The sequence below is a fragment of the Nocardia sp. NPDC005825 genome, assembly GCF_040630175.1.
In the GTDB taxonomy this organism is placed as follows: Bacteria; Actinomycetota; Actinomycetes; order Mycobacteriales; family Mycobacteriaceae; genus Nocardia.
Genome location: NZ_JBEXXC010000006.1, coordinates 200,490 through 221,096 on the forward strand (window position 1 = coordinate 200,490; position 20,607 = coordinate 221,096).

The following is a 20,607-nucleotide window of genomic DNA, read 5'->3' on the forward strand; positions in this document are numbered from 1 at the left end:
GATACTGGAATTGAACCAGTATCGCACTTTGAAGAGCCGAGCCATTCGTGTGTGTTCACGCACCTGAAGTTGGCGCTATCCCGCCATAGAACTGCCGTTGGGCCTCCATCACATACTGTTCACGTCGCTTGCGGAGGTCATCTGAATATTGCTTCGCTTCGAGGTTGCACTGAGCCTTTGGCTGCGGCCTGTGGCCGGCCCACCAGGTGTCGATATGCTCCGCATACTGCAGGATGGCCGCGTCAAGGCTGTCCATCCGCTTCACAAGCTCAGCAGGACCTGCGATCGTGGCGGGCCCTTTTGCCTTGATGAAGCACATCCATGCTTCCTCGCAAGCTGACCGCAGGATTGGCTTCTGGTCTTCGTTTCCTTCGCAGAGCGCTGTCCGGAGAGCCGTCGCGCGGTCGTAGAAGACGTCGACCCGCATCAGATACTCCACATGCGCAGCAATCATGCGATCGTTCAACGCCTGGCCGCGAGTAACAGCTGTCTGCAGGCGCTGGGCCCTCGCAGTTAGCCAGTTCGCAGCGAACGTCACGCCGCCTCCGACCAAGGCACCGATCATAGCGTAGATTCCAGACGTTGCTGCTGTCCCCACGACGACACACAGTACAATCGATTATGTTCTCCCACAGCCGAATCCAGCCGACTGCAGCTCGGAGGATGCGTTCCGAAGATGTGCGCCCGCTAAACCACTGTATCGATACACCTGATCGACGTCGACCTTGCTATACGCTTGATCTTCAAGATCAGCCGAGATGGTTCGATTCACCTAGGAACTTTGCAGTTTTACTTGCCCGTTAGATGCATCTATGCAGGTCAGGACAGTGTCTGGAGGGGAGGAACTTCTAATCCCTAGGTCGCAGGTTCGATTCCTGCCGGGGGCGCACAAGGGTGACTGACCAGCGACAACGCTGGCAGTACCACCAATACCCGAGCTGGGCGGGGCTCAAACACCCGAGCAACTTGTAGTCGCTACACGGACGGCCGGTGCCCGTATGGGCACCGGCCGTTCGCGGGTCATTGCTGCCACAGGCCCGCGGAGTTCGCCGTCGACGCGACAGGGTGGCCGCCGCCGTACCCATCGGGGCGTCGGGTGGCCAAATACCGCTGGTGGAGGGGGTGGCGGGGCAGAATGTGGCGCCATGCAGACATTTGCCCGAGTGTTGCAAGCTGTGGTGGTCGGTGCTGTGGTGGTGGCTGGGAGTCAGGGGGTGGGGGCTGCGCCGGTGCGGGCCGCGCCACAGATTTCGTTGCCGTTCCTGAATGGGGAGCCGGAGGGGGTGCAGGCTCAGGGGGCGGCGTTGGCGGATGGGTTCACTGGGACGTTGTTGTGGTCTCGGGAAGCCAATACGCCGGTGCCGATCGCCAGTATCGCGAAGGTGATGACGGCGATGGTGGTGATCAATGCGAATAGTTTGGATCGGGCCGTCACCGTTCCCGCCGAGGCGATTTCGTATTGCTCGCGGAATGACGGGAGTACGGCGGGGCTGGGTGCGGGAGAGGTGCTCAGTACTCGGCAGTTGTTGTATGCGCTGATGCTGCCTTCGGGGTGCGATGCGGCGTACACGCTGGCCGAGGCCTATGGGCCGGGTCAGGATGTGTTTCTGGGGAGGATGAACGACACGGCTCGGCAGATGGGGTTGGGGGCAACGTATTTCGCCGATCCGAGCGGGTTGCCGGTGCCCGAGGACGGGTCGACGTTCTCGACGCCGGCCGATCTGATCGCGCTCGGGCTGCGGGCCATGGGGCACCCGGTGTTCCGGGAGGTCGCGGGGACCCGGAGCTATCACGTGCCGGCGGCGGCGGGGAATCGGGATCATGTGTGGGAGAGCACGAATCAGCTGTTGAAGGAGTATCCGGGCGCGATCGGGATCAAGACCGGGTCGACCGACGCCGCGGGGGCGTGCCTGTTGTTCGAGACGGTGCGGGCGGGGATTCCGATGATCGGCGTGGTGCTGCACAGCTCGGCGTGGAGCGGGGCGGTCGCCAAGGATGACGCCTCACGCATGCTGAACTGGGCTTACCGGCCGATCACGGCCATCGTTCCGGGCAGCTAGCGCTGAGCCGGGTCCCGACCCTCGATCACGATCGGGGCGTCGGGACCGAAGGCCATGCCGAAGCGTGGGCGGCCGTCGGGACCGAAGTTCATGGGCTGGACGCGGACGCTGCGGCCCTCCCAGCCGGTGCCGGGTTCCAAGCGGGCGTGGTAGGTGATCCACGGGTGGCCGTCGATGGTGAGGAATCCGTTGTGGCCCGGCGCGATCGCTCCCGGGCCGCCCGGCAGGAGGGGGCCACCGGATTTGGTCCAGGCCGCCGGGTTCATGGGATCACCGCCCTTCGCCAGTTCGAGCAGGCCGATCCGGTAGGTGTCGTCGAAACTGGCGTTGGCGGAGAAGGTTACGAACAGTCGGCCGTCGGGGGCGATGAGCGCCTCGGGCGCCTCGTTGATCTTCAGATCGGCGTCGTTCGGCACCGTCTCCCACTCCGCGGTCGGCGTCGCGATACTGACCCGCTCACCTACCGGCGTCATCGGATCCGACATCCGTACCGCGCAAATGTCCTGCACCCGTGTGTCTTCCGGGTCGCGCAGACACGACCACAGGTAGTACCCGGCGTTCTGATACTGCATGTACGTGCCGTCGATCGCCCATCCCCCAGGCAGATTCATCTTCCCGAGGTACTCGTAGGGCCCGGCCGGATCATCCCCCACCGACCGCAACGCGTACATCCGATGCGTCTCATTGCGGTCGTCCTCCTGCCCCGCGAAATAGATCCACCACCGATCCCCGATGTGCTGCAACTCCGGCGCCCAGATCTTCGTGCACGCCTCCCCCGGGCACTCCCCGTGCTCCCACACCACCTTCGGCTCGCTCTTCCCGAGCCCGCCGAGCGTGTCCGAGGTCCGGATGACGACATTGTCGTCGTTGTAGAAGTCCCCCTGCACCAGATAGAACCGGCCTTGGTAGTAGGCCATGCTCGGGTCGGCGCCCGCGGCGACCACTGGGTTGGCGAATTCCTCGCTATGCGGTCCGGACCCGCGCTCGTCGGCCGTTCCCACCCCCGCGACCGCGGTTCCGAGTCCCACGGTCAGGATGCTCACCAGCCCGAGCGCTCTCCGCCAACCCACCAGCCTCACCTCCAGCGACAGTCGAGAGTCAAGTGTCGACGCCGCCGCCCCCGAGTTCAATCAACGCCCGCAAAACCCCAGCACCGCACAGCGATTCGCAGGGCATCAGGCGGCGGCCCAGGCGAAGCCGTCGGGGTCGGCGAAGGCGCCGAAGGGGCCGTTGACGACGAGGCCGTGGGAGCCGGAGCCGGTGATGGGGACGCCGGCTTCCTTGGCGGCGGCCTTGCGGGGGTAGAGGGCGAGCTTGATCGGGGAGTTCGGGAGGTCGAATTCGGCGTACTTGCCGCCGAAGCTCTTGGAGACGGTCAGGCCGCGGTCGACGTAGAACTGCTTGCTGGCCTTCACATCCTCGACGCCGAGGAGCAGGACGATGCTGTCGACATCGCGGGTGACGGGGGCGGTGTCCTTCTTCTGGGAGGTGGCGATCTTCCAGATGGCGCCGTCGGGGCCCTGGATGACGCCGCTGTAGCCCCAGAGGCTCTTCTTGGCGGGCTTCAGGACGGTGAAGCCGTTCTGCAGGGCGGTGGCGATGAGGCTGTCGACGGTGCCTGGCTGGGCCACGACCAGCGACAGGATGAAGCCGCGGAAGCCCTCGGACGCGGCCGACACGGGTGCGAAGGCGAGCTGGTCGCCGAGACCGAAGGCGGACGCGTAGGAGGTGGCGATGACAGCGGGGTCGGCGACCTCGAGGGTCACGTTGATGGCGGTGGAAGCGGCGGCGGAAGCGGTGTTCGTCATGGCTATAACGCTAAATTTCGCGCAGGCCACGGACATCCGTGGTGACTACGGAACCCACCACGGAAAGCACCCACGGACCCCTACCGACGCGCCCCCGGCAGACGGGTGATCGCAGCGACCACCACACGGTAGGCGAGGTAGGCCGGGACTCCTACCAGCACGATCATGCGCAATCCCGTCAGGATCGCGGAGAGGGCGAGGTAGCCGGGGCCGAGCCCGTCGGGCGAACCGAATCCGTGCCGCGCCGACACCAGCGCCAGGACGGGCCGCAGCACGAGGTACAGGACCACCGGGATCAGCGGGATGCGGACAAGCCGCCACACCTCGGCCAGCCATGCGGGGATTCTCATCGCGCCAGCTCCGGCCCGGAGGTGAGGAAGGCCAGCAGCAGGGCGTTGCCGATGGCTCCGGCGTTCGTGAACCGCAATCGGCCACCGCTGCGCATCGGCAGGCCCGCCAGGTCGGCGGTGCGGAAGACCCGGGTGAACACGTCATGGTTCCTGAAGGCGCGGGCCGGGGCAAGCGCGAAAGCGGTTGCCGAGACCGAGATTCCGAGGATCACCGGACCGCTGTCGATGTCGCCCGGACCGGATGACCCGCCGCCGTATTCGTGGATGGCTCCGAAGCCCAGGACGCTGCGCTCCTCACGAAACAAGCCGGTCGCCAGGCCCCGGGCGAGCGCGCGGTCCGCGAAGCCCGCGAAGTAGGCCGCGAGTCCGGTGCCCGAGGCACGCGGGGCGTCGTGTGCGCGGCCGTCGGAGCCCATGCGCTGCCACACCAGGCCGGTGGCCGGATCGATCTGGACCGCACGGACCTGCCGGGCCCAGTGCGCGAGGACCGCACTGTGGTCGACGCCGGTGGCGCGGCCGTGCACGGCGATCGCGGCGGCGACGGCGGCCACGTCGGTCGGGTAGGCCTCGCCGGGGAAGGTGTCGATCAGGCCGGTCGGGGCTGCGAGCAGCCGCCGTTCGTAGGCGGTGACCAGCGCGTCCTGCGCGGCGGCGAGGTCGGGCGGGAAGGCCGGGTCGACCAGGCGGGCCATGCCGAGGGCGAGCGCGGGATAGGAGAGGTAGGCGTGGCCGTGCGGGCTGTCGGGGACCGTGACACCGTCCTCGCCGTGCCAGCCCACGGTGAAGACCGATCGCATCTCGGGGCGCAGCGTCTTGGCGGCCGCGCGGGTGGCGACGGGGGCGTAGCGGGCACGCCATTCGGGGTGGTCCAGGGAGATCTGCGCCAGGCCGAGGGCGGTCATCTGGTGGGCGAGCAGGCCCCACATGTCGGTGAGCTCCCCGCCCGAGCCGGTGGCGCGCTGCTGGTCGTCGGCGGCTTCGAAGGCCAGCAATTCCTCGGCCAGGCCGTGCACCCGCCCGGGATCCCCGCGGAACCAGGCGTCCGCGTCGCGGCCGCACCACCAGCCCGGCAGTAGCCCGGCGACGGTCACCGCCGCTACGAGACCGGCGACCACCGCGAGTGGACGGCGAAACCTGCGTGATCGACGCCCCACGTCGTCCGGACTCCCCATCCCTCGAACGTACAGTGCCCGATCTCGGAACGAACGGCCCCGGATCTCGGAAACAGCAGCGCCGGATCCCCGGACGAACGGCGCCGGGCGCACCAGATGCCCTGCGCGGCGGCCGCTTTCATTTCCCTGAATAGGGGGCTGACAATTTGTCTCCCGCGCGGAGTTCGAGTTTTCCGGCAATTGCTCTCGCGTAGCCCCGTCAGCAGGTGCATTCTGGAGAGAAGACAGGAATTTCCGCTGCTCGAGGGAGGTAGGGACATGGTCAGGGTGACGGCGGTCGAAGCCAACGGCGAACACTGGCATCCGCATCCCGGCGACGCTATCGAGGATCCGCGGGAAGGGCCGGCGCTGATTATGTGCCTGCTCGGAATCGCGGCGCTCGGGATGACGATCGTGGCGGCCGCGTCCAAGTTCTACGGCTGGACCATAATCGGGGCGATTGTCGCTGCGGTGCTTATCGTTTCGGGCTTGCTGTGGATTCGGTTCGAATACTTCCGCGAATTCCGGCGGGAACAGAAGAGCGGACGGCACGGGCACAATCCCCTGGTCCACGGTGAGTGGCGGGGACGCCAGCTCAGCTCGTGGCAGGTCCGCAAGGGCGAGGGCCTCGAGAGCCTGGAGTCGTGACCGGCTGACCGGCCACGACCCCACGGTCCTCGGGTCCCGGGCTACTTCGCCGGGGACTGAGCCGGGGTGAACGGCTGGTTGATGGTGGTGAAGTACTGGATCGCGGCGGCGATGGCGACCGGCGCGGTCACCAGGAGCAGGCCGCCGACCGCGCCGAGCGCGCCCATGGCGGCGGCGCCCGCGAGGCAGCCCACGACCGCGCCCGGCAGGAAGCTGAACAGACCGCCGATGATGCCGGTGGCCAGCGTGGCGCCGCCGCCGACCGCGATGCCGCCCAGGGCGCAGCCCACGGCCGCGCCACCGATGCCGCCGACCATGGTGCCGATGGTGGCGCCGACGGAGATGGTGTCCTTCATGCGGTTCCACGCCGCCTGCTCGCGGTCGTAGGGCGTCTTCCAGGGCGCGGTGTCCTCGTACGGCAGCGCGACCGGGCGATATGCCGCGTGACCCATGTCGAGCAGCGGTGTCAGAGTGGCTGTGTGGTCCCGGATTTCAGTCGCGATCGGGAAGACGAAATCGTCGACCCGGAAATTCAGTTCGGTTCCGGCCACGACCGTGCCATCGGGTGCTTTGATCTTGAATACACCGTCCTTGGCATCCATCGATCCGATATCGGTGGAAATGGTCGCCGACCGGTCGGTGGCCGATGCGGTGTAGTGAATGGCCCCCACGTCACCCGTTTCGGGCTGGGCATTTGCCGTACCTGCAGTGATTGCCGCGACAGTGGCCACCATTGCGGTGACGGCCGCGATTCCGCTCTTGCGCATGTGATTTCCCTCGATTGAGTATGCCCGCGGAAAAAAACTCATCGCAGGATCAGTAACTGACAAGCAGACTCTAAGTCGGTTCTCAGCGCAGCGGCAATGCATATTTGCCATAAGTGACTTGTTACACAAACGAGATGTCCCGTTGTGTGCCAAGGTTTTCCGCTATTCACCTGAATGGATTCAAAATGGCCGGGAGGTGAACAGGGCACGGTCAGGCCATTGATGACCGACCGGGCGGGCCGTCGAACGGCCCGTACAGCGGCCGGCGCGGGACCTCCGCGACCGGCCGGTTTCCGTCAGAGCTCGTCGAGCTCCGGGATCGGGGGCAGGACCGGCTCGGGCCACTCCTCCAGGGTCGCCACCTGCAGGTGGATGAAGGCCGCGATGCGGTGGCGGGCCGAGGACGGGAGTCGCTCGATGTCGGCCGCGCTGAGAACGTGTGCACCGAAGGAGTGGGGCTGTGGCGCTTCGGAGTCGGGTGTTTCGGGAACAACCTCTAGCTTTGGCCGCGCAGCAGTAGCCGGGATGACAGGCTCATCCGGGTCTGCGGCAGCGGCGGCGGTTCGCACCATTCCGTGACCATAACCCTTTGGTAACACGCGCGGGAGCCGTTGGCGCACTTGTGTCTTCGCGCTGCGAATTCAGCGAAGCCATTGTAAAGGGAGTTTGAATGTGCAGGCAGACATGGCCCTCCGGAAATCCGGTTCGCCTGCGCCGGAACATTAAGGTGATCGGCGTCACTCTGTCAACACTTCGGACAAAACTCCCCGAAGTGACAGGGAAACTCCCCTGAATGCTTCAGATCGGTCGGCTCGCAATGACATACAAGTCACGCGCCGGGCCGGTCGGCTTCTGGCCGATCGGCCATACCGCTCGCAACTGCCGTTCCAAATCCAGACCGGCCACCCCGGGCGAAACCAGAATGCCCTCGGCCAATTCGGTCGCGACCGCCAGCGAACTGAGCACCGCGGGCGCGAGACCGTCGGCGACCGCGGTCTTGATGGCGGTGGTGGAGGACAACTCCAGTGCGATCTCCGGCCGCCACCCCGGAACACCCGCGGTCATGGCGCGCTCGAACGACGTGCGGGTGCCCGAGCCGGGCTCGCGGTAGATGAGCGGGGTGCGGGCCAGTTCGGCGGCGTCGATCTCCGGTCGCCGCGCCCACGGGTGGCCGGGCGCGACCACCACGACCAGTCGATCCCGCGCCACCACATGGCTTTCCAGCTCGCGGGGCAGGTGCGGGCTCTCGACGAATCCGATCCCGGCCCGGCCGTCGAGCACCGCCTTGGCCACCTCGGTCGAATTGCCCGATTCCAGGGCGATGGAGGTGTCCGGCATCCGCGTGCGCAGGGCCATCAGCCATTTGGGGAACAGGTACTCCGCCACGGTCTGACTGGCCGAGACTCGCAACCGCGAATCCCGCTGCGCGCGCAGGCTGTCGATCCCGGCGTCCAGGCGCGCGGCCGCGTCCACCACGTCCCGGGCCCACTCCGCGATCAGCGCCCCCGCCGCGGTGGGCCGCGATCCGAGCGTGGTCCGCTCCAGCACCGGAACGCCGACCAACTGCTCGAGGTAGCGGATCCGTGAGCTGGCCGACGGCTGGCTGATCCCGTGCGCCTTGGCCGCCCGCCCGAGACTGCCGAGCTCGATCACCGAGAGCAGCAGGTCGAGCGCGGACAGATCCGGGACGCGGGGAGACAACGGCATAGATCGAGTCTATGCACAGACCTCACCGGGGCCGGACGGGCTGGGAGAGGTCGAGCGAACGGGTCAGCGGGTGGCGGCGACGCGCTCGATGACCGGCAGCCAGGAGTCGAGCGGCTGCACGGTCAGCCCGACGACCTTGCCCGCGTCGTCGGCACGGCGCAGCGCGATGGCCGCCGCGAAATCGGGGTCGTGCTCGAATGCGGCGATCTCGGCCGCGGTCATCGGACCGCCCTGCGCGATCAAGGTGCGCCGACTGGACTCCGACAAGCCCGCGGCGTGGGCCGAATCCGTCGCTGCCAGATACCGTTTCGCGATCACGTGCAGCGCGACCAACCGTGCGACGCGATCACCCAGCAGGCCGCGGACGGCCGCGGCGCCATGCTCCCCGTGGCCCGCGTCGTCGCCGGGCACCAGCTTGTGCCCGATGTCGTGCACCAGCCCGGCGACCTGGAGTTCCTCATCGGCGGGATGGTCGCGACGCAGCAGTTCGGCGCACTGCCGGTCGTGGTCGAGGATGTCGACCGGATCCCCGCTGCGGTCGGGCATGTCCCAGGCGTCGTGGCAGTCGGCGAGCAGTGCCATGAGGTCGGCGACGGTGTCGAGCGGGGCGGCGGGCGCGCGGTTCACGGCCCGCACCCTACGGCGCGGCGCCGGGGCTCGCCACCGCAGCCGGCCGGGTGCGGGTCCGGGCGTATCCGGAACGCATTGGACAATATTCAGCAAACCAACTGTGTGTGACCGGCGAGCGGGTCACCGTGCCTGCGCGCCGGATCCTTCGGAAGGAGCCCTCCCATGCACGACCTGTCCGGCAAGACGATCCTGATCACCGGCGCGGCCCGCGGCATCGGCGCCGAGACCGCGCGGCAGGCGGTCGGGGCCGGGGCCAATGTCGTGATCGCGGACGTCCTCGACGAGGACGGCAAGGCCCTCGCGGCCGAGCTCGGCGCACAGGCCGTCCACCAGCACCTCGACGTCACCTCCGAGCCCGATTGGGCGGCCGCGCTCGCGGCCGCCCGCGCCGTCTTCGGCGGGACCGTGAACGGCCTGGTCAACAATGCCGGGATCTCCACCGGCGAGCTGCTGGCGAACGAGTCGGTCGAGCATTTCCGCAAGGTCATCGACATCAACCTGGTCGGCGTCTTCCTCGGTATGCGGACCTTCATTCCGGCGCTGAAGGAGGCGGGCGGCGGGTCGATCGTCAATATCTCCTCCGCGGCCGGGCTCATGGGTCTCGCGCTCACCGGCAGCTACGGCGCGTCCAAGTGGGCGGTGCGCGGCATGTCCAAGGTGGCCGCCATCGAGAACGGCGTCGACCGCATCCGGGTGAACTCGGTGCACCCCGGCATGACGTACACGCCGATGACCGCGCAGGTCGGCATCCAGCAGGGTGAGGGCGGCTACCCGAATACTCCGATGGGCCGGGTCGGTGAGGCCGACGAGATCGCGGCGGCCATCGTCTTCCTGCTCTCGGACGCGGCCTCCTACGTCACCGGCGCGGAACTGGCCGTGGACGGCGGCTGGACGGCCGGGCCGACCGTGAAATACGTGATGGGCCAATAGGTCCGGGCGTCAGCGCTTCTCGATCCGGCCGCCCGGCGGGGCGACGGCGCCGCGGGTCCGCAGGTACGCCTCCAGGGCGTCGAGATCGATGGGCCCGACCAGGGTTTCGGTGTTCTGCGTGAACACCGAGAAGCCGTCGCCGCCGGCGGCGAGGAAGCTGTTGGTCGACACCCGGTAGACCGCGACCGGATTCAACGGCTCCCCCGCCACCCGGACGCTGCCGTCGATCACCTTGTGCCCCTTGGGCGCGGCGTCGGAATACGAGTAGGTGATGCCCGCGACCGACAGCACGCCGGGCTTGCTCACATTGTCCCATTGCTGCTCCAGCAGATTCAGGATCTGCTGCCCGGTCAGCGTCACGGCCACCACCTGATTGCCGAACGGCTGCACCGTATATGCCTGCGCGTAGGTGATGTTCCCGCCGGGCAGGCCCGCGCGGACGCCGCCGGGGTTCATGAACGCGGCCACCGCCCGCACCGAGGCCATGGCGTCGAGCATGGAGTCGGCGATGACGTCGCCGAGCGGGGAGTCCCCGGCGGGCGCGGGTTCGGCGGGCAGGGGCGCGGCCGCGGAGCCGATGACGCGTTCGGCGCGCGGTTTCGATTGCGCGGCGAAGAAGTCCACCAGTTTCGCGGTGGCGGCGTCGGGGGTGATGTCGCGGGTGACGACCCGGTTGACGGCCGAGGCCTGCACCTTGCCGTCGTGGAAGCGCAGGGTGACGTCGGTGATCAGGCGGCCGAAGGAGGCGGCCTGGGTGACCACTTTGCCGTCGAGGGTGCAGTTGTAGGCCTGGTGACTGTGCGCGGTGAGCATCACCGAGACGGCGGCATCGGTCTTGTGCGCCAGGGTTTTCACACCCGCCGAGATGCCGTCGCAGCCGTTGTAGTCCAGGGGCCGGCCCTGGGTCTGCTGGGCCCCGCCGTCGTGCAGCAGCGCCACCACGGTTTCCGCGCCCGCGGCCTTCATCGCGGGCACGTACTTGTTGATGGCGTCGGCCTCGTCACCGAAGCGGTAGCCGCGAATGCCTTCCGGCATCACGATGTTCGCGGTGTCGGGGGTGACGACGCCGACCACACCGATCTTGTGCCCGCCCAGTTCCAGCATGGTCCACGGCTTCAAGCCCGACGGCTGTTGCCCGTCGGCGTCGGTGACGTTGGCGGCCAGGTACGCGAACTTCGCGCCGGTGAACGGCTCGCCCGGTCCGCACCCGTCCGGCGCGCAGCCGCCCTGCTGTAGCCGGCGCAATTCGACGACGCCGTGGTCGAATTCGTGATTCCCGACCGAGGAGGCCGCGACGCCGACCGAATTGAGGAACTCGATGGTCGGCTCGTCGTGGAACAGCGCCGAAATGAGCGGGCTCGCGCCGACGTCGTCCCCGGACGCGAGGACCGCGCTGTCCGGATAGGCCGCCTTCAACCGGTCCAGGTGCGCGGCCAGATACACCGCGCCCCCGGCCTGATACGCGCCCACCTTGCCATTGGACCCGTCGGGCGGTTGGAGATTGCCGTGCAGGTCGTTGAGGCCGAACAGGTGTACCTCACCGGGTTTCGCCTGCGGCAGATCCGAGGTCGAGACCAGGGGCACGGCACCCGGGGTCGCGGGCGCGGTGTGCTCCGCTCCCCCGCACCCCGCCACCAGGGCCAGGCTCAGCACCGTCGCGCACACACCGAGAACACGCCGACCGCTCATGGTTGTCGACTGTGTCAGACGCCGTCGACGCACGCACGACGGCGGGGTGAATTCCGCCGTCACCGACCGGCGCGCCCACGCCGACGGCCGCACACCGCTCGGTCGGGCGGCCGTCGAGACGAACGGTCTAGCTGCTGGACGCGCTCGCGAACGGGGTGGCGGCGGGGGCGGCCGGACGCCGGATCGGGTGCCGCCACAGTCCCTTTCGCTCCAGGATGGGCAGCACGCCCTCACCGAACCAGTACGCCTCCTCCAGGTGCGGGTAGCCCGAGAGCACGAAGTGGGAGATGCCCGCCTTCGAGTACTCGACGAGCCGCTCGGCCACCTCTTCGTGTGAGCCGACCAGGGCGGTGCCCGCGCCGCCGCGGACCAGGCCGACGCCCGCCCACAGGTTGGGGGCGATCTCGAGCCGGTCGGTGCTGCCGTTGTGCAGTTCCGACATGCGGCGCTGCCCCTCGGATTCGCTCTGCGCCAGGGCAGCCTGGACGCGTTCGATATCGGCGGGGTCGATACCGGCGAGCAGCTTGTCGGCGACCGCCCACGCCTCCTCGGCGGTGTCGCGGGTGATGACGTGGATGCGCAGCCCGTAGTCGAGCTTGCGGCCCGCGTCGACGGCCAGCCCGCGGATCCAGTCCAGTTTGCGGCTCACCGCGAGGACCGGTTCGCCCCAGGTCAGGTAGGTGTCGGCGTAGCGGGCCGCGACCGGTCCGGCCGGGCCCGAGGACCCGCCGAAGAAGATCGGCGGCACCGGGTCGGGCCGGTTGCTCAGCAGTGCGTTCTCGACGCGAATGTGCTCGCCGTGGAAGGTGACGGGCTCATGCGAATTCCACAGCGACCGCACCACATCCAGAAACTCGCCGGTCCGCGCGTAGCGGGACTCCTTGTCGGCGAAGTCGCCGTAGGCGGCCTGCTCGCGTGGTTCGCCGCCGGTCACCACATTGATGAACAGCCGTCCGGCCGAATGCCGTTGGAAGGTGCCCGCCATCTGCGCGGCCAGGGTCGGGCTCATCAGGCCGGGCCGCAGCGCGACCAGGAACTTCAGCGTCTCGGTGGTCTCGACCAGCATGGCGGTGGTCAGCCAGGCGTCCTCGCACCAGGAGCCGGTGGGGGTGAGCACGGCCTCGAAGCCGTTGCTCTCGGCGGCGGCGGCGATCTGGTTCAGGTAGTGCAGCGAGGCGGGCCGGTCCCCGGACATGGGGGTGCCGTGCCCGCCGACCACCAGGCCGCGGGAGTCGCCGGAGGTGGGCAGGAACCAATGGAACGACAAGCTCATGCGGGGACTCCTAGGAGGTGAATCGGTCGTTGAAACGGGTGTCGATGAAGTCGGCGATCCGGACCTTGCCGGGGATCAGCTTGGCGTCGGCGAAGCCGTCGGCCACTTGCTGTTCCGCGGCGATCGTCGCCTCATCGAGCGGATGGTCCTGGTAGTTGGCGCGATTCACGGCCAGCAGGGTGACGTCGTAGGGCACGCCGGTGATGCCGGAGGACTGCTTGGCCCACTCCTCGCGGTGCCCGGTGATCCACACGTGCGCGCGCCGCAGCCGTTCCAGCAGATCCCGCACCGCGGCGGCATTCGCCTTGTTCTGCAACGTCTTCGAGCCGGCGACGTAGAAGCTGTCCGGCTTCACGTAGCCGGTGCCGTCGACCAGCACGCGGGCCCCGCCGATCTCGGCCTGCGCGGCGTAGGGGTCCCACACCGTCCAGGCGTCGACGCGGCCGGTGGACAGGGCCGCGAGCGCGTCGGCGGGCTGCAGGTACTGCGGCTCGATATCGCCGAAGCCGAGCCCGTTCTTGGTCAGCACCGACAGCAGGTGGTAGTGCGCGGAGCTGCCCTTCGTGACGGCGATCTTCTTGCCGCGCAGGTCCTTCGGGTCCTTGATGGCCGAATCCTTGGGCACGATCACGGCATTCCCGGCGACGCCGGAATCGTAGGAGCCTACGATCTTGATCTGCGATTTGGCGGCCGCCGCGAACACCGGCGGCGCGTCGCCCACGCCACCGAAGTCGACCGACCCGGAGTTGATGCCTTCCAGCAGTGGCGGACCGGCGGTGAACGTCGACCACTCGATCTTGTACGGCAGGTTCTTGCTCTCCCCCGACACCTCCAGCTGGGCTTGCAGCGCCAGGCCCTTCTGATCACCGACGTGCAGGGTCACCTGGGACAGATCCACCGAACCGTCCGCGTTCACGCCCTTGGTGTCGTCATTGCCCGAGGAGCACGCCGCGCCCGCGAGGGTCGCGGCGACCGCCAGGGCGGCGAACAGGCGCTTGGTCTTCATTCGGTGGTTCCTTCCGGGGTGACGCCCAGCTCGGCGAGCAGTTCCGCGCGCAGAGCCTGGAATTCGGGGTGGTCGCGCCGCCGGGGGCGCGGCAGGTCGATGGGCAGCTCGCGGCCGATGCGCCCGCCGTCGAGCACCAGGGCACGGTCGGCCAGCAGCAACGCCTCGTCCACGTCGTGGGTGACCAGCAGGACGCCGGGCCGGTGCCGGGCCCACAGGTCCAGCACCAGGCCGTGAATCGTGATGCGGGTCAGGGCATCCAGGGCGCTGAAGGGCTCGTCGAGCAACAGCAGGTCCGGCTCCCGGACCAGGGCGCGGGCCAGCGAGGCGCGCTGGGCCTCGCCGCCGGAGAGGGTCAGCGGCCAGGCCTCGCCGCGCTCGGCGAGTCCGACCTCGGCCAGCGCGGCCACGGCCGCCGCCTTGGAGTCGGTGCGGCGCAGGCCGAGGATCACGTTGTCGCGCACCCGCTTCCACGGGATCAGCCGCGGTTCCTGGAAGGCGACGGCGACCTCGCCGGTGACGGAGAGCTCGCCCCCGGTCTCGTGATCGAGGCCCGCCAGGGCCCGCAGCAGGGTGGATTTGCCGGACCCGCTGCGGCCCAGCAGGGCCACGAACTCGCCGGGTCGGATGTCGAGATCCAGGCCGTGCAGCACACGGCGTGCGCCGAAGTCCTTGACCAGACCGCGAATTCGCACGACCGGGGTCGCGGTCGCCGGGGTTTCGACGGCCGCGGGAGCCTCCGCCCGGACGGTCTCCTCCAGTCCGGCCAGGGTCTCGGCGATGACCGAATCGGTCAGTGTGCCAGGAAGCCGCGTCGCCATGACAGCGCTCTCCTCTCGATCGAACGGACGAGTGCGTCGGTGAGCAGCCCGAGCACGCTGTAGACGAGCAGCCCGACCACGATCACGTCGGTGCGCAGGAATTCGCGGGCGTCGTTGATCATGAAGCCCAGGCCCGCATCGGCATTCACCTGTTCGGCCACGATCAGCGCCAGCCAGGCCACACCCAGCGACTGCCGCAACCCGACCAGGGTCTGGGGCAACGCGCCCGGCAGCACGATGTGCCGGATCAGTCCCGCGCGGCTGAGCCGCTGCACCCGCGCGAGCTCGGCCAGCTTGCCGTCCACGCTGCGGATGCCCGCGAAGGTGTTGAGGTACAGGGGAATCGCGACGCCGAAGGCGACCAGCACGATCTTGGGCAGTTCACCGATGCCGAACCAGAGAATGAACAGCGGGATCAGGCCGTAGAACGGCAACGTCCGCAGCATCTGCAGGAGCGGGTCGACGAGGTACTCCCCCGCGCGGCTCAGTCCGGCCGCCAGCGCCAGCGCGATTCCCGCGGCCGCGCCGATGGCGAAGCCCAGCGCGGCCCGGCCCAGCGACACCGAGACGGCTTCGGTCAGCGTGCCGTCCTGGATCAAGTCCACCGCCGTCTCGGCGACCGTCACCGGGGAGGCGAGCAGTCGCTCGGGCAGCACCCCGGTCGCGCTGGCCAGCTGCCAGGCCACGATCACCAGCAGCGGCGTGACGAAGCGAGCCAGGACGGAAACGTTCGGCAGGCGTGGCCGACCCACGACGGGCTGGGCCTGCACGGCAATGGAGGACACGAAGCACCCCTCGGGCGAACGGGACGGGGACCGTGGCGGCCGAGGGCCTGTCGAGCGCCACCTGTCCGACTGTGCCGTTCCGAGCCCGGCCGGTCACCGGTTGGAATCCCCGTGATTCTGGGATCCCGAGGGCCTGGGAGAGCTGTGTGTCAGTTGCTGCGGGTCAAAAAAGGGGTGGTGCCGGGTTCCCTCCGCAGCTGGGAACCCGGCACCCGGTCGGCACCGGTGTGGGCGGTGGCCGACGTCTAGTGACCGTCGCGGACGATCTCCACGGCGCGGGCGAGAATGCCCAGTCCGTGGGTGATCTCGTCATCGCTGACGGTCAAGGGCGGGAGCAGCTTCACGACCTGCTCGGTGGCTCCGGAGGTCTCGACCAGCAGGCCGAGTTCGAAGGCGACCTGGCAGACCTTCTCGGCCTGCGAGGCGTCCTCGAAGACCAGGCCGTGGACCAGACCGCGGCCGCGGGTGGTGATGCCGCCGAAGGATTCGGTGAGCGTGACCAGCTGGTCGTGGATGCGGGCGCCCTTGGCCAGGGTGGACTGTTCGAGGGCGTCGTCGGACCAGTACTCGCGCAGCGCGACCTCGGCGGTCACGAAGGCGGTGTTGTGGCCGCGGAAGGTGCCGTTGTGTTCGCCGGGCGCCCACTGGTCCAGCTCCCGGCGCATGAGCACCAGCGCCATGGGCAGGCCGTAGCCGCTGATGGACTTGGACACCGCGACGATGTCGGGGGTGATGCCGGCGATCTCGAAGGAGAAGAACGGGCCGGTGCGGCCGCAACCCATCTGCACGTCGTCGACGATGAGCAGAATGCCGCGGGCCGAGCACAATTCGGACAGGGTGCGCAGCCATTCGGCGCGGGCCACATTGACCCCGCCCTCGCCCTGCACGGTCTCGACGATGACGGCGGCGGGCTTGTCGAGTCCCGACGAGGTGTCGTCGAGCGCGCGGCGCATCCACGAGAAGTCCTCGGGCTCATCCAGATAGCCGTCGAAGGGCATCGGCGTCGCGTGCACCAGGGGGACGCCCGCGGCGGCGCGCTTGGCGGCGTTGCCGGTGACCGACAGCGCGCCCAGCGTCATGCCGTGGAAGGCGTTGGTGAAGTTCAGGACGGTGGTGCGACCGGTGACCTTGCGGGCCAGCTTGAGGGCGGCCTCGACGGCATTGGCGCCGGTCGGGCCGGGGAACTGGACCTTGTAGTCGAGGCCGCGCGGGGTGAACACCAGATCGCGCATGGTCTCGAGCAGGCGGCGCTTGGCGACGGTGGACATGTCCAGGGCATGGGTGATGCCGTCGGCCATGATGTAGTCGACCAGGGCCTTCTTGAAGACCGGATTGTTGTGACCGTAGTTGAGGGTGCCGGCGCCGGCGAAGAAGTCCAGGAACTCCTTGCCGTTCTCGTCGGTCAGCCACGCGCCGCGGGCGGTGTCGAAAACGGTCGGCCAGGAACGGCAGTAGCCACGCACATTGGATTCGAGCGCCTCGAAAACGGTCGTCCCTGCAATGGTCATCGTGTGGTTCCTAGCGTCGCAACTAAGTGAAACGCTGTTGTTTCTATCACATGGGCGCCGAAGCGAAATCATTTTCTTTCGAATCGGGCGGCCATACCCGCTGCCTATGACCACGTGACGCACACCGCAACAGACCGGCACAGAGCATAACTCGTTGCGGGACACCGGCCACGTCCGTAGGGTCACACCACTGTGCGCAGCGACGTGGGGGTCTACTGGCAGCTGGTCAAGGCAGGGTTTCGCAGACAATCGCACTATCGGCTGGCGATGGCGGCGGGCCTGCTCACCAATCTCGTGTTCGGCTTCGTCCGCGCGGCCGTACTGATGACGGCCGTCCGCGAGAACGACGGCTTCGGCGGTTACGACCGCGGCACCATCGGGGCCTACATCTGGCTCTCCCAGGGACTGCTGGGGGCCATCGCCTTCTGGACGCTGCCCGACATCGTGGAACGCATCCGCACCGGCGACGTCGCCATCGACTTCCTGCGGCCCGTCGACATCCAGTTCGCGCACCTCGCGGAATACCTGGGACGCGCGGGGTTCTCACTGCTGCCGCGCGGGCTGCCCAGCATCCTGGCCGGGGCGCTCACCTTCGGACTCGCCTTCCCGGCCACGCCCGGCCCGTACGCACTGGGCGCGATCAGCCTGCTGCTGGCCATGGTCCTGTCGTTCCTGTCCATGTTCGCGGTCAGCCTGGCCGGGTTCTGGCTCATCGAGACGCGCGGACTGCGGTCCCTCCACATGATCTGCGGGACCTTCCTGGCCGGACTGTTCGCGCCGGTCCACCTGTTCCCGGGCTGGCTGCGCGGTGTCGCCTACGCCACCCCATTCCCGTCCATGCTGCAATGGCCGGTCGATCTGCTGTCCGGCCGCACCACCGGGTGGGCTGCGGTGGAAATCGTTGCCGTGCAATGCTTCTGGTTGGTGGTTCTGGTCGGGCTCGGGCAACTGCTGCTGCGGGCCGGACGCCGCAAGCTGGAGGTGCAGGGTGGGTGAGGCGATCCCCTCACGTCTGATGCCCTATCGCGCGGTCCTCGGATCCCGGCTGCGCGCGCAACGCGCGTACCCGCTGTCCTTCGCCACGGATGTGCTGAGCGCCTTCCTGATCGGGCTGATGGAATTCGCCGAAATGTGGGTGATCTTCCACAATGTGCGGCAACTGGGCGGGCTCGACCTGAACGGCATGCTGCTGCTGTTCGGCATGAGCAATACCTGTTTCGCCATCGCCGACATGGTGGTCGGGCACGCCGACACGCTGCCCACCTATATCCGGATGGGCACCCTCGACGCGTACTACCTGCGGCCGCAACCGCTGCTGCTGCAGCTCATGACCAGCGATGTGCAATTGCGGCGGCTGGCGCGCATCGCGGTGGCCGCCACCGTGCTCGCGTTCGGACTGGTGCGCAACGACATCGAGTGGTCCGCGGCGCACCTGGTGCTGTTCGTGGTCACCGTGGCCTCCGGAATCGCCATCTTCGCCGGGCTTTTCGTGTGCGCGGCCGGGGTGCAGTTCTTTCTGATCGACGGTGCGGAGCTGACGAATTCCTTCACCTACGGCGGCTCCTACGCCTCGATGCAACCGACCTCGGTGTTCCCCACGCCGATGAAACTCGTATTCGGATTTCTGATTCCGGTCGCCTTCACCTCCTATCTGCCCGCCATCGCGCTGCTCGGATTGCCCGGGCCCGCACCGCTGCCGGGCTGGCTGGCGTGGGCGGCCCCGGTGGCGGCGGCCTGGGTGTGGGCGGTGGCGCTGTTCCTGTGGCGGCTGGGGACCCGGCACTATCAAGGAGGCGGCGGATGAGCGAGACCCTGACCGGCGAGCGGGCCATCATCGAGATCGAGGGCCTGACACGGACTTTCACGGTCAGCAAGAAGGAGGGCCGCTGGCGACGGCGGCGCGAGGTGCTGACCGCGGTGGACGATATGAGCTTCCGGGTGGAGCCCGGCGCGGCGGTCGGGTATATCGGCGCGAACGGCGCGGGCAAGTCCACCACCATCAAGATGATCACCGGCATCCTGGTGCCCTCGGCCGGACGGTTGCTGACCTGTGGCCTGGACCCGGTGCGGCAGCGCCGCGAACTGGCCTCACGGATCGGGGTGGTGTTCGGACAGCGCTCACAGCTGTGGTGGGATCTGCCACTGCGCGAATCGTTCTCGATCCTGGCGGCCATCCACCGGCTCGAACCGGCCGCCGCGCGGGCCCGCACCGCCGAGCTCATCACGCAGCTGGAGATGGGCGGCACCCTCGACACCCCGGTGCGACAGCTGTCGCTGGGGCAGCGCATGCGCGCGGAAGTCGCGGCGGCGCTGCTGCATTCGCCGGAACTGGTCATCCTCGACGAGCCGACCATCGGCCTGGACGTGTTGTCCAAGCAGCGATTACGCGAATTCCTGCGGCACGAGCGCACCCAGCGCGGCACCACCCTGCTGCTCACCACCCACGACATGGGCGATATCGAGCGGCTGTGCGAGCGGGTGCTGGTCGTCGATCACGGGCGGCTGATCTACGACGGCACCCTGACCGGGCTCGGCGCGACCGTCGGCGCGCAGCGCGTGCTCACCGTCGATCTCGCCGAGCCGACCGCGGACCTCGACGACCTGCCCGGGGCGAAACTGCTCGACAGCGCGGGCGCGGGCATGCGGCAGCGGCTGGCCTTCGATACCGAGGCCACCACCGCCGCGCAGTTGCTCGCGGCCGTGTCGGCGCGCGCCGAGGTCCGCGACCTGTCCATCGAGGAACCCGATATCGAGGACGTGGTGCGGCGGCTCTACGAGGCCGCGGCGTCGGGCTCCCTCGCACCCTGATCGAGCCGGAACGGCGGATAGACGTCGGTCATGAGCGAGGCGTAGGCGCGCACCCGCAACGACCAGCGGTTGATGCCCATCAGGAAGTCGTACAGGCCCTGCGGGTAGACGCCGGTGAACAGCAGCGCGATCACAGCGACCAGCACGAGAATCGCCATGGGCGCGAACGAGTTCCGGCCGCCGTACACCAGCGCCGCCACGATCAGATACTGCGGAATTGCGAGCAGCCACCATTTGATCAGGACCAGGCCGCGGCTGAACCGCTCGGGATAGTCGACCTCCAGGTCCGCCGGATATGCCGGGTCAGCTTCCAAACTGAACGGTGGGTATTTATCGGTGCCCAGCTGAGAGAGGGCATAGAAACGCACCCGCCAACTCCAGCGCAGCACGCCGACATTGAAATCGAACAGCGCTCTCGGATACTGCTCGGTAATGAGGATGGCGAAGAAGGCGACGATACTGACCGCGAGATAGGCGATGCTCAGAAAGAGCAGAACGATCAGGTGTGGAATAGCAAGTATCCACTTGACTATCCACAGCCAGCGGGAGACCGCGGGATCGAGATCCCCCCGTACGCGAACCGGATAAACAGGACTTGGCTGCATGGCCGTCACTCCTCTCGAGCGGCGGCGCCCACCTGGCGACCACCGCGCGAACAGCGGTGAG

The 20,607-nt window shown here is 68.2% G+C and carries 22 protein-coding genes; 6 read left to right on the top strand and 16 right to left on the bottom strand.

Going from position 1 to position 20,607, the window contains the following annotated elements; all coding sequences use genetic code 11:
- Nucleotides 1–55 precede the first annotated feature (55 nt).
- Nucleotides 56–565, bottom strand: coding sequence for a hypothetical protein (locus ABZ382_RS18750; RefSeq protein WP_357090350.1), 510 nt, complete (start codon nucleotides 563–565; stop codon nucleotides 56–58).
- Nucleotides 566–1,145: 580 nt separating this feature from the next.
- On the opposite strand from ABZ382_RS18750, the gene ABZ382_RS18755 reads away from it, so the two are divergent.
- Nucleotides 1,146–2,060 (top strand): D-alanyl-D-alanine carboxypeptidase, encoded by a 915-nt coding sequence (locus tag ABZ382_RS18755; protein WP_357090352.1) that lies wholly within the window; start codon nucleotides 1,146–1,148, stop codon nucleotides 2,058–2,060.
- On the opposite strand, the gene ABZ382_RS18760 is transcribed toward ABZ382_RS18755, so the two are convergent.
- The 4 genes from ABZ382_RS18760 to ABZ382_RS18775 form a co-directional block, all read right to left on the bottom strand.
- Nucleotides 2,057–3,130, bottom strand: coding sequence for a glycoside hydrolase family 43 protein (locus tag ABZ382_RS18760; protein WP_357090354.1), 1,074 nt, complete (start codon nucleotides 3,128–3,130; stop codon nucleotides 2,057–2,059). The two genes, ABZ382_RS18755 and ABZ382_RS18760, sit on opposite strands and share 4 nt — an antisense overlap.
- Nucleotides 3,131–3,235: 105 nt before the next feature.
- Entirely contained in the window at nucleotides 3,236–3,868 is a 633-nt protein-coding gene (locus ABZ382_RS18765) for a glyoxalase (RefSeq protein WP_357090356.1), read from the bottom strand.
- A gap of 80 nt (nucleotides 3,869–3,948) precedes the next feature.
- Nucleotides 3,949–4,218 (bottom strand): hypothetical protein, encoded by a 270-nt coding sequence (locus ABZ382_RS18770; protein ID WP_357090357.1) that lies wholly within the window; start codon nucleotides 4,216–4,218, stop codon nucleotides 3,949–3,951.
- On the bottom strand, nucleotides 4,215–5,390 hold the full coding sequence (locus ABZ382_RS18775; RefSeq protein ID WP_357090359.1) for a hypothetical protein: 1,176 nt from the start codon (nucleotides 5,388–5,390) through the stop codon (nucleotides 4,215–4,217). The genes ABZ382_RS18770 and ABZ382_RS18775 overlap by 4 nt, the downstream gene beginning before the upstream one ends.
- Before the next feature lie 258 nt (nucleotides 5,391–5,648).
- On the opposite strand from ABZ382_RS18775, the gene ABZ382_RS18780 reads away from it, so the two are divergent.
- Nucleotides 5,649–6,017, top strand: coding sequence for a hypothetical protein (locus tag ABZ382_RS18780; RefSeq protein WP_357090361.1), 369 nt, complete (start codon nucleotides 5,649–5,651; stop codon nucleotides 6,015–6,017).
- A gap of 41 nt (nucleotides 6,018–6,058) precedes the next feature.
- On the opposite strand, the gene ABZ382_RS18785 is transcribed toward ABZ382_RS18780, so the two are convergent.
- From ABZ382_RS18785 to ABZ382_RS18800, 4 genes are all read right to left on the bottom strand, one after another.
- On the bottom strand, nucleotides 6,059–6,784 hold the full coding sequence (locus ABZ382_RS18785) for a hypothetical protein (protein WP_357090735.1): 726 nt from the start codon (nucleotides 6,782–6,784) through the stop codon (nucleotides 6,059–6,061).
- A gap of 296 nt (nucleotides 6,785–7,080) precedes the next feature.
- Complete coding sequence (locus ABZ382_RS18790) at nucleotides 7,081–7,356, bottom strand: hypothetical protein (protein ID WP_357090363.1); 276 nt, start codon at nucleotides 7,354–7,356, stop codon at nucleotides 7,081–7,083.
- A 226-nt stretch (nucleotides 7,357–7,582) separates the two neighbouring features.
- On the bottom strand, nucleotides 7,583–8,491 hold the full coding sequence (locus tag ABZ382_RS18795) for a LysR family transcriptional regulator (protein ID WP_357090364.1): 909 nt from the start codon (nucleotides 8,489–8,491) through the stop codon (nucleotides 7,583–7,585).
- Between the two features lie 63 nt (nucleotides 8,492–8,554).
- Nucleotides 8,555–9,118: an HD domain-containing protein gene (locus ABZ382_RS18800; protein WP_357090366.1), complete on the bottom strand. Its 564-nt coding sequence runs from the start codon at nucleotides 9,116–9,118 to the stop codon at nucleotides 8,555–8,557.
- Between the two features lie 165 nt (nucleotides 9,119–9,283).
- Here ABZ382_RS18800 and ABZ382_RS18805 point away from each other — a divergent pair, with 165 nt between their 5' ends.
- Nucleotides 9,284–10,051 carry a glucose 1-dehydrogenase gene (locus tag ABZ382_RS18805; RefSeq protein WP_357090368.1) on the top strand — a complete coding sequence of 256 codons (768 nt, stop codon included), beginning with the start codon at nucleotides 9,284–9,286 and terminating at the stop codon, nucleotides 10,049–10,051.
- Nucleotides 10,052–10,060: 9 nt separating this feature from the next.
- Here the strand turns inward: ABZ382_RS18805 and ABZ382_RS18810 are convergent, their stop codons facing one another.
- From ABZ382_RS18810 to ectB, 6 genes are all read right to left on the bottom strand, one after another.
- Nucleotides 10,061–11,740 (bottom strand): bifunctional metallophosphatase/5'-nucleotidase, encoded by a 1,680-nt coding sequence (locus ABZ382_RS18810; protein WP_357090370.1) that lies wholly within the window; start codon nucleotides 11,738–11,740, stop codon nucleotides 10,061–10,063.
- Between the two features lie 127 nt (nucleotides 11,741–11,867).
- Nucleotides 11,868–13,013 (bottom strand): LLM class flavin-dependent oxidoreductase, encoded by a 1,146-nt coding sequence (locus tag ABZ382_RS18815; protein ID WP_357090372.1) that lies wholly within the window; start codon nucleotides 13,011–13,013, stop codon nucleotides 11,868–11,870.
- Nucleotides 13,014–13,023: 10 nt separating this feature from the next.
- Complete coding sequence (locus ABZ382_RS18820; protein WP_357090374.1) at nucleotides 13,024–14,019, bottom strand: ABC transporter substrate-binding protein; 996 nt, start codon at nucleotides 14,017–14,019, stop codon at nucleotides 13,024–13,026.
- Nucleotides 14,016–14,840: an ABC transporter ATP-binding protein gene (locus tag ABZ382_RS18825; protein ID WP_357090376.1), complete on the bottom strand. Its 825-nt coding sequence runs from the start codon at nucleotides 14,838–14,840 to the stop codon at nucleotides 14,016–14,018. The genes ABZ382_RS18820 and ABZ382_RS18825 overlap by 4 nt, the downstream gene beginning before the upstream one ends.
- Nucleotides 14,813–15,625 (bottom strand): ABC transporter permease, encoded by an 813-nt coding sequence (locus ABZ382_RS18830; RefSeq protein ID WP_357090378.1) that lies wholly within the window; start codon nucleotides 15,623–15,625, stop codon nucleotides 14,813–14,815. The genes ABZ382_RS18825 and ABZ382_RS18830 overlap by 28 nt, the downstream gene beginning before the upstream one ends.
- Nucleotides 15,626–15,870: 245 nt before the next feature.
- Nucleotides 15,871–17,133 (bottom strand): diaminobutyrate--2-oxoglutarate transaminase, encoded by a 1,263-nt coding sequence (ectB, locus tag ABZ382_RS18835; RefSeq protein WP_357090380.1) that lies wholly within the window; start codon nucleotides 17,131–17,133, stop codon nucleotides 15,871–15,873.
- A gap of 192 nt (nucleotides 17,134–17,325) precedes the next feature.
- Between ectB and ABZ382_RS18840 the strand changes: the two genes are divergently transcribed.
- From ABZ382_RS18840 to ABZ382_RS18850, 3 genes are read left to right on the top strand one after another with little or no spacing between them, the layout of a single operon-like run.
- Complete coding sequence (locus tag ABZ382_RS18840) at nucleotides 17,326–18,129, top strand: ABC-2 family transporter protein (protein ID WP_357090382.1); 804 nt, start codon at nucleotides 17,326–17,328, stop codon at nucleotides 18,127–18,129.
- A complete protein-coding gene (locus ABZ382_RS18845; RefSeq protein ID WP_357090384.1) occupies nucleotides 18,122–18,937 on the top strand; it encodes an ABC-2 family transporter protein in 816 nt (271 codons plus the stop codon). The genes ABZ382_RS18840 and ABZ382_RS18845 overlap by 8 nt, the downstream gene beginning before the upstream one ends.
- On the top strand, nucleotides 18,934–19,941 hold the full coding sequence (locus tag ABZ382_RS18850; protein WP_357090386.1) for an ATP-binding cassette domain-containing protein: 1,008 nt from the start codon (nucleotides 18,934–18,936) through the stop codon (nucleotides 19,939–19,941). The genes ABZ382_RS18845 and ABZ382_RS18850 overlap by 4 nt, the downstream gene beginning before the upstream one ends.
- Here ABZ382_RS18850 and ABZ382_RS18855 read toward each other — a convergent pair.
- A complete protein-coding gene (locus ABZ382_RS18855) occupies nucleotides 19,905–20,546 on the bottom strand; it encodes a DUF4389 domain-containing protein (RefSeq protein ID WP_357090388.1) in 642 nt (213 codons plus the stop codon). The genes ABZ382_RS18850 and ABZ382_RS18855 overlap by 37 nt on opposite strands.
- Nucleotides 20,547–20,607 lie beyond the last annotated feature (61 nt).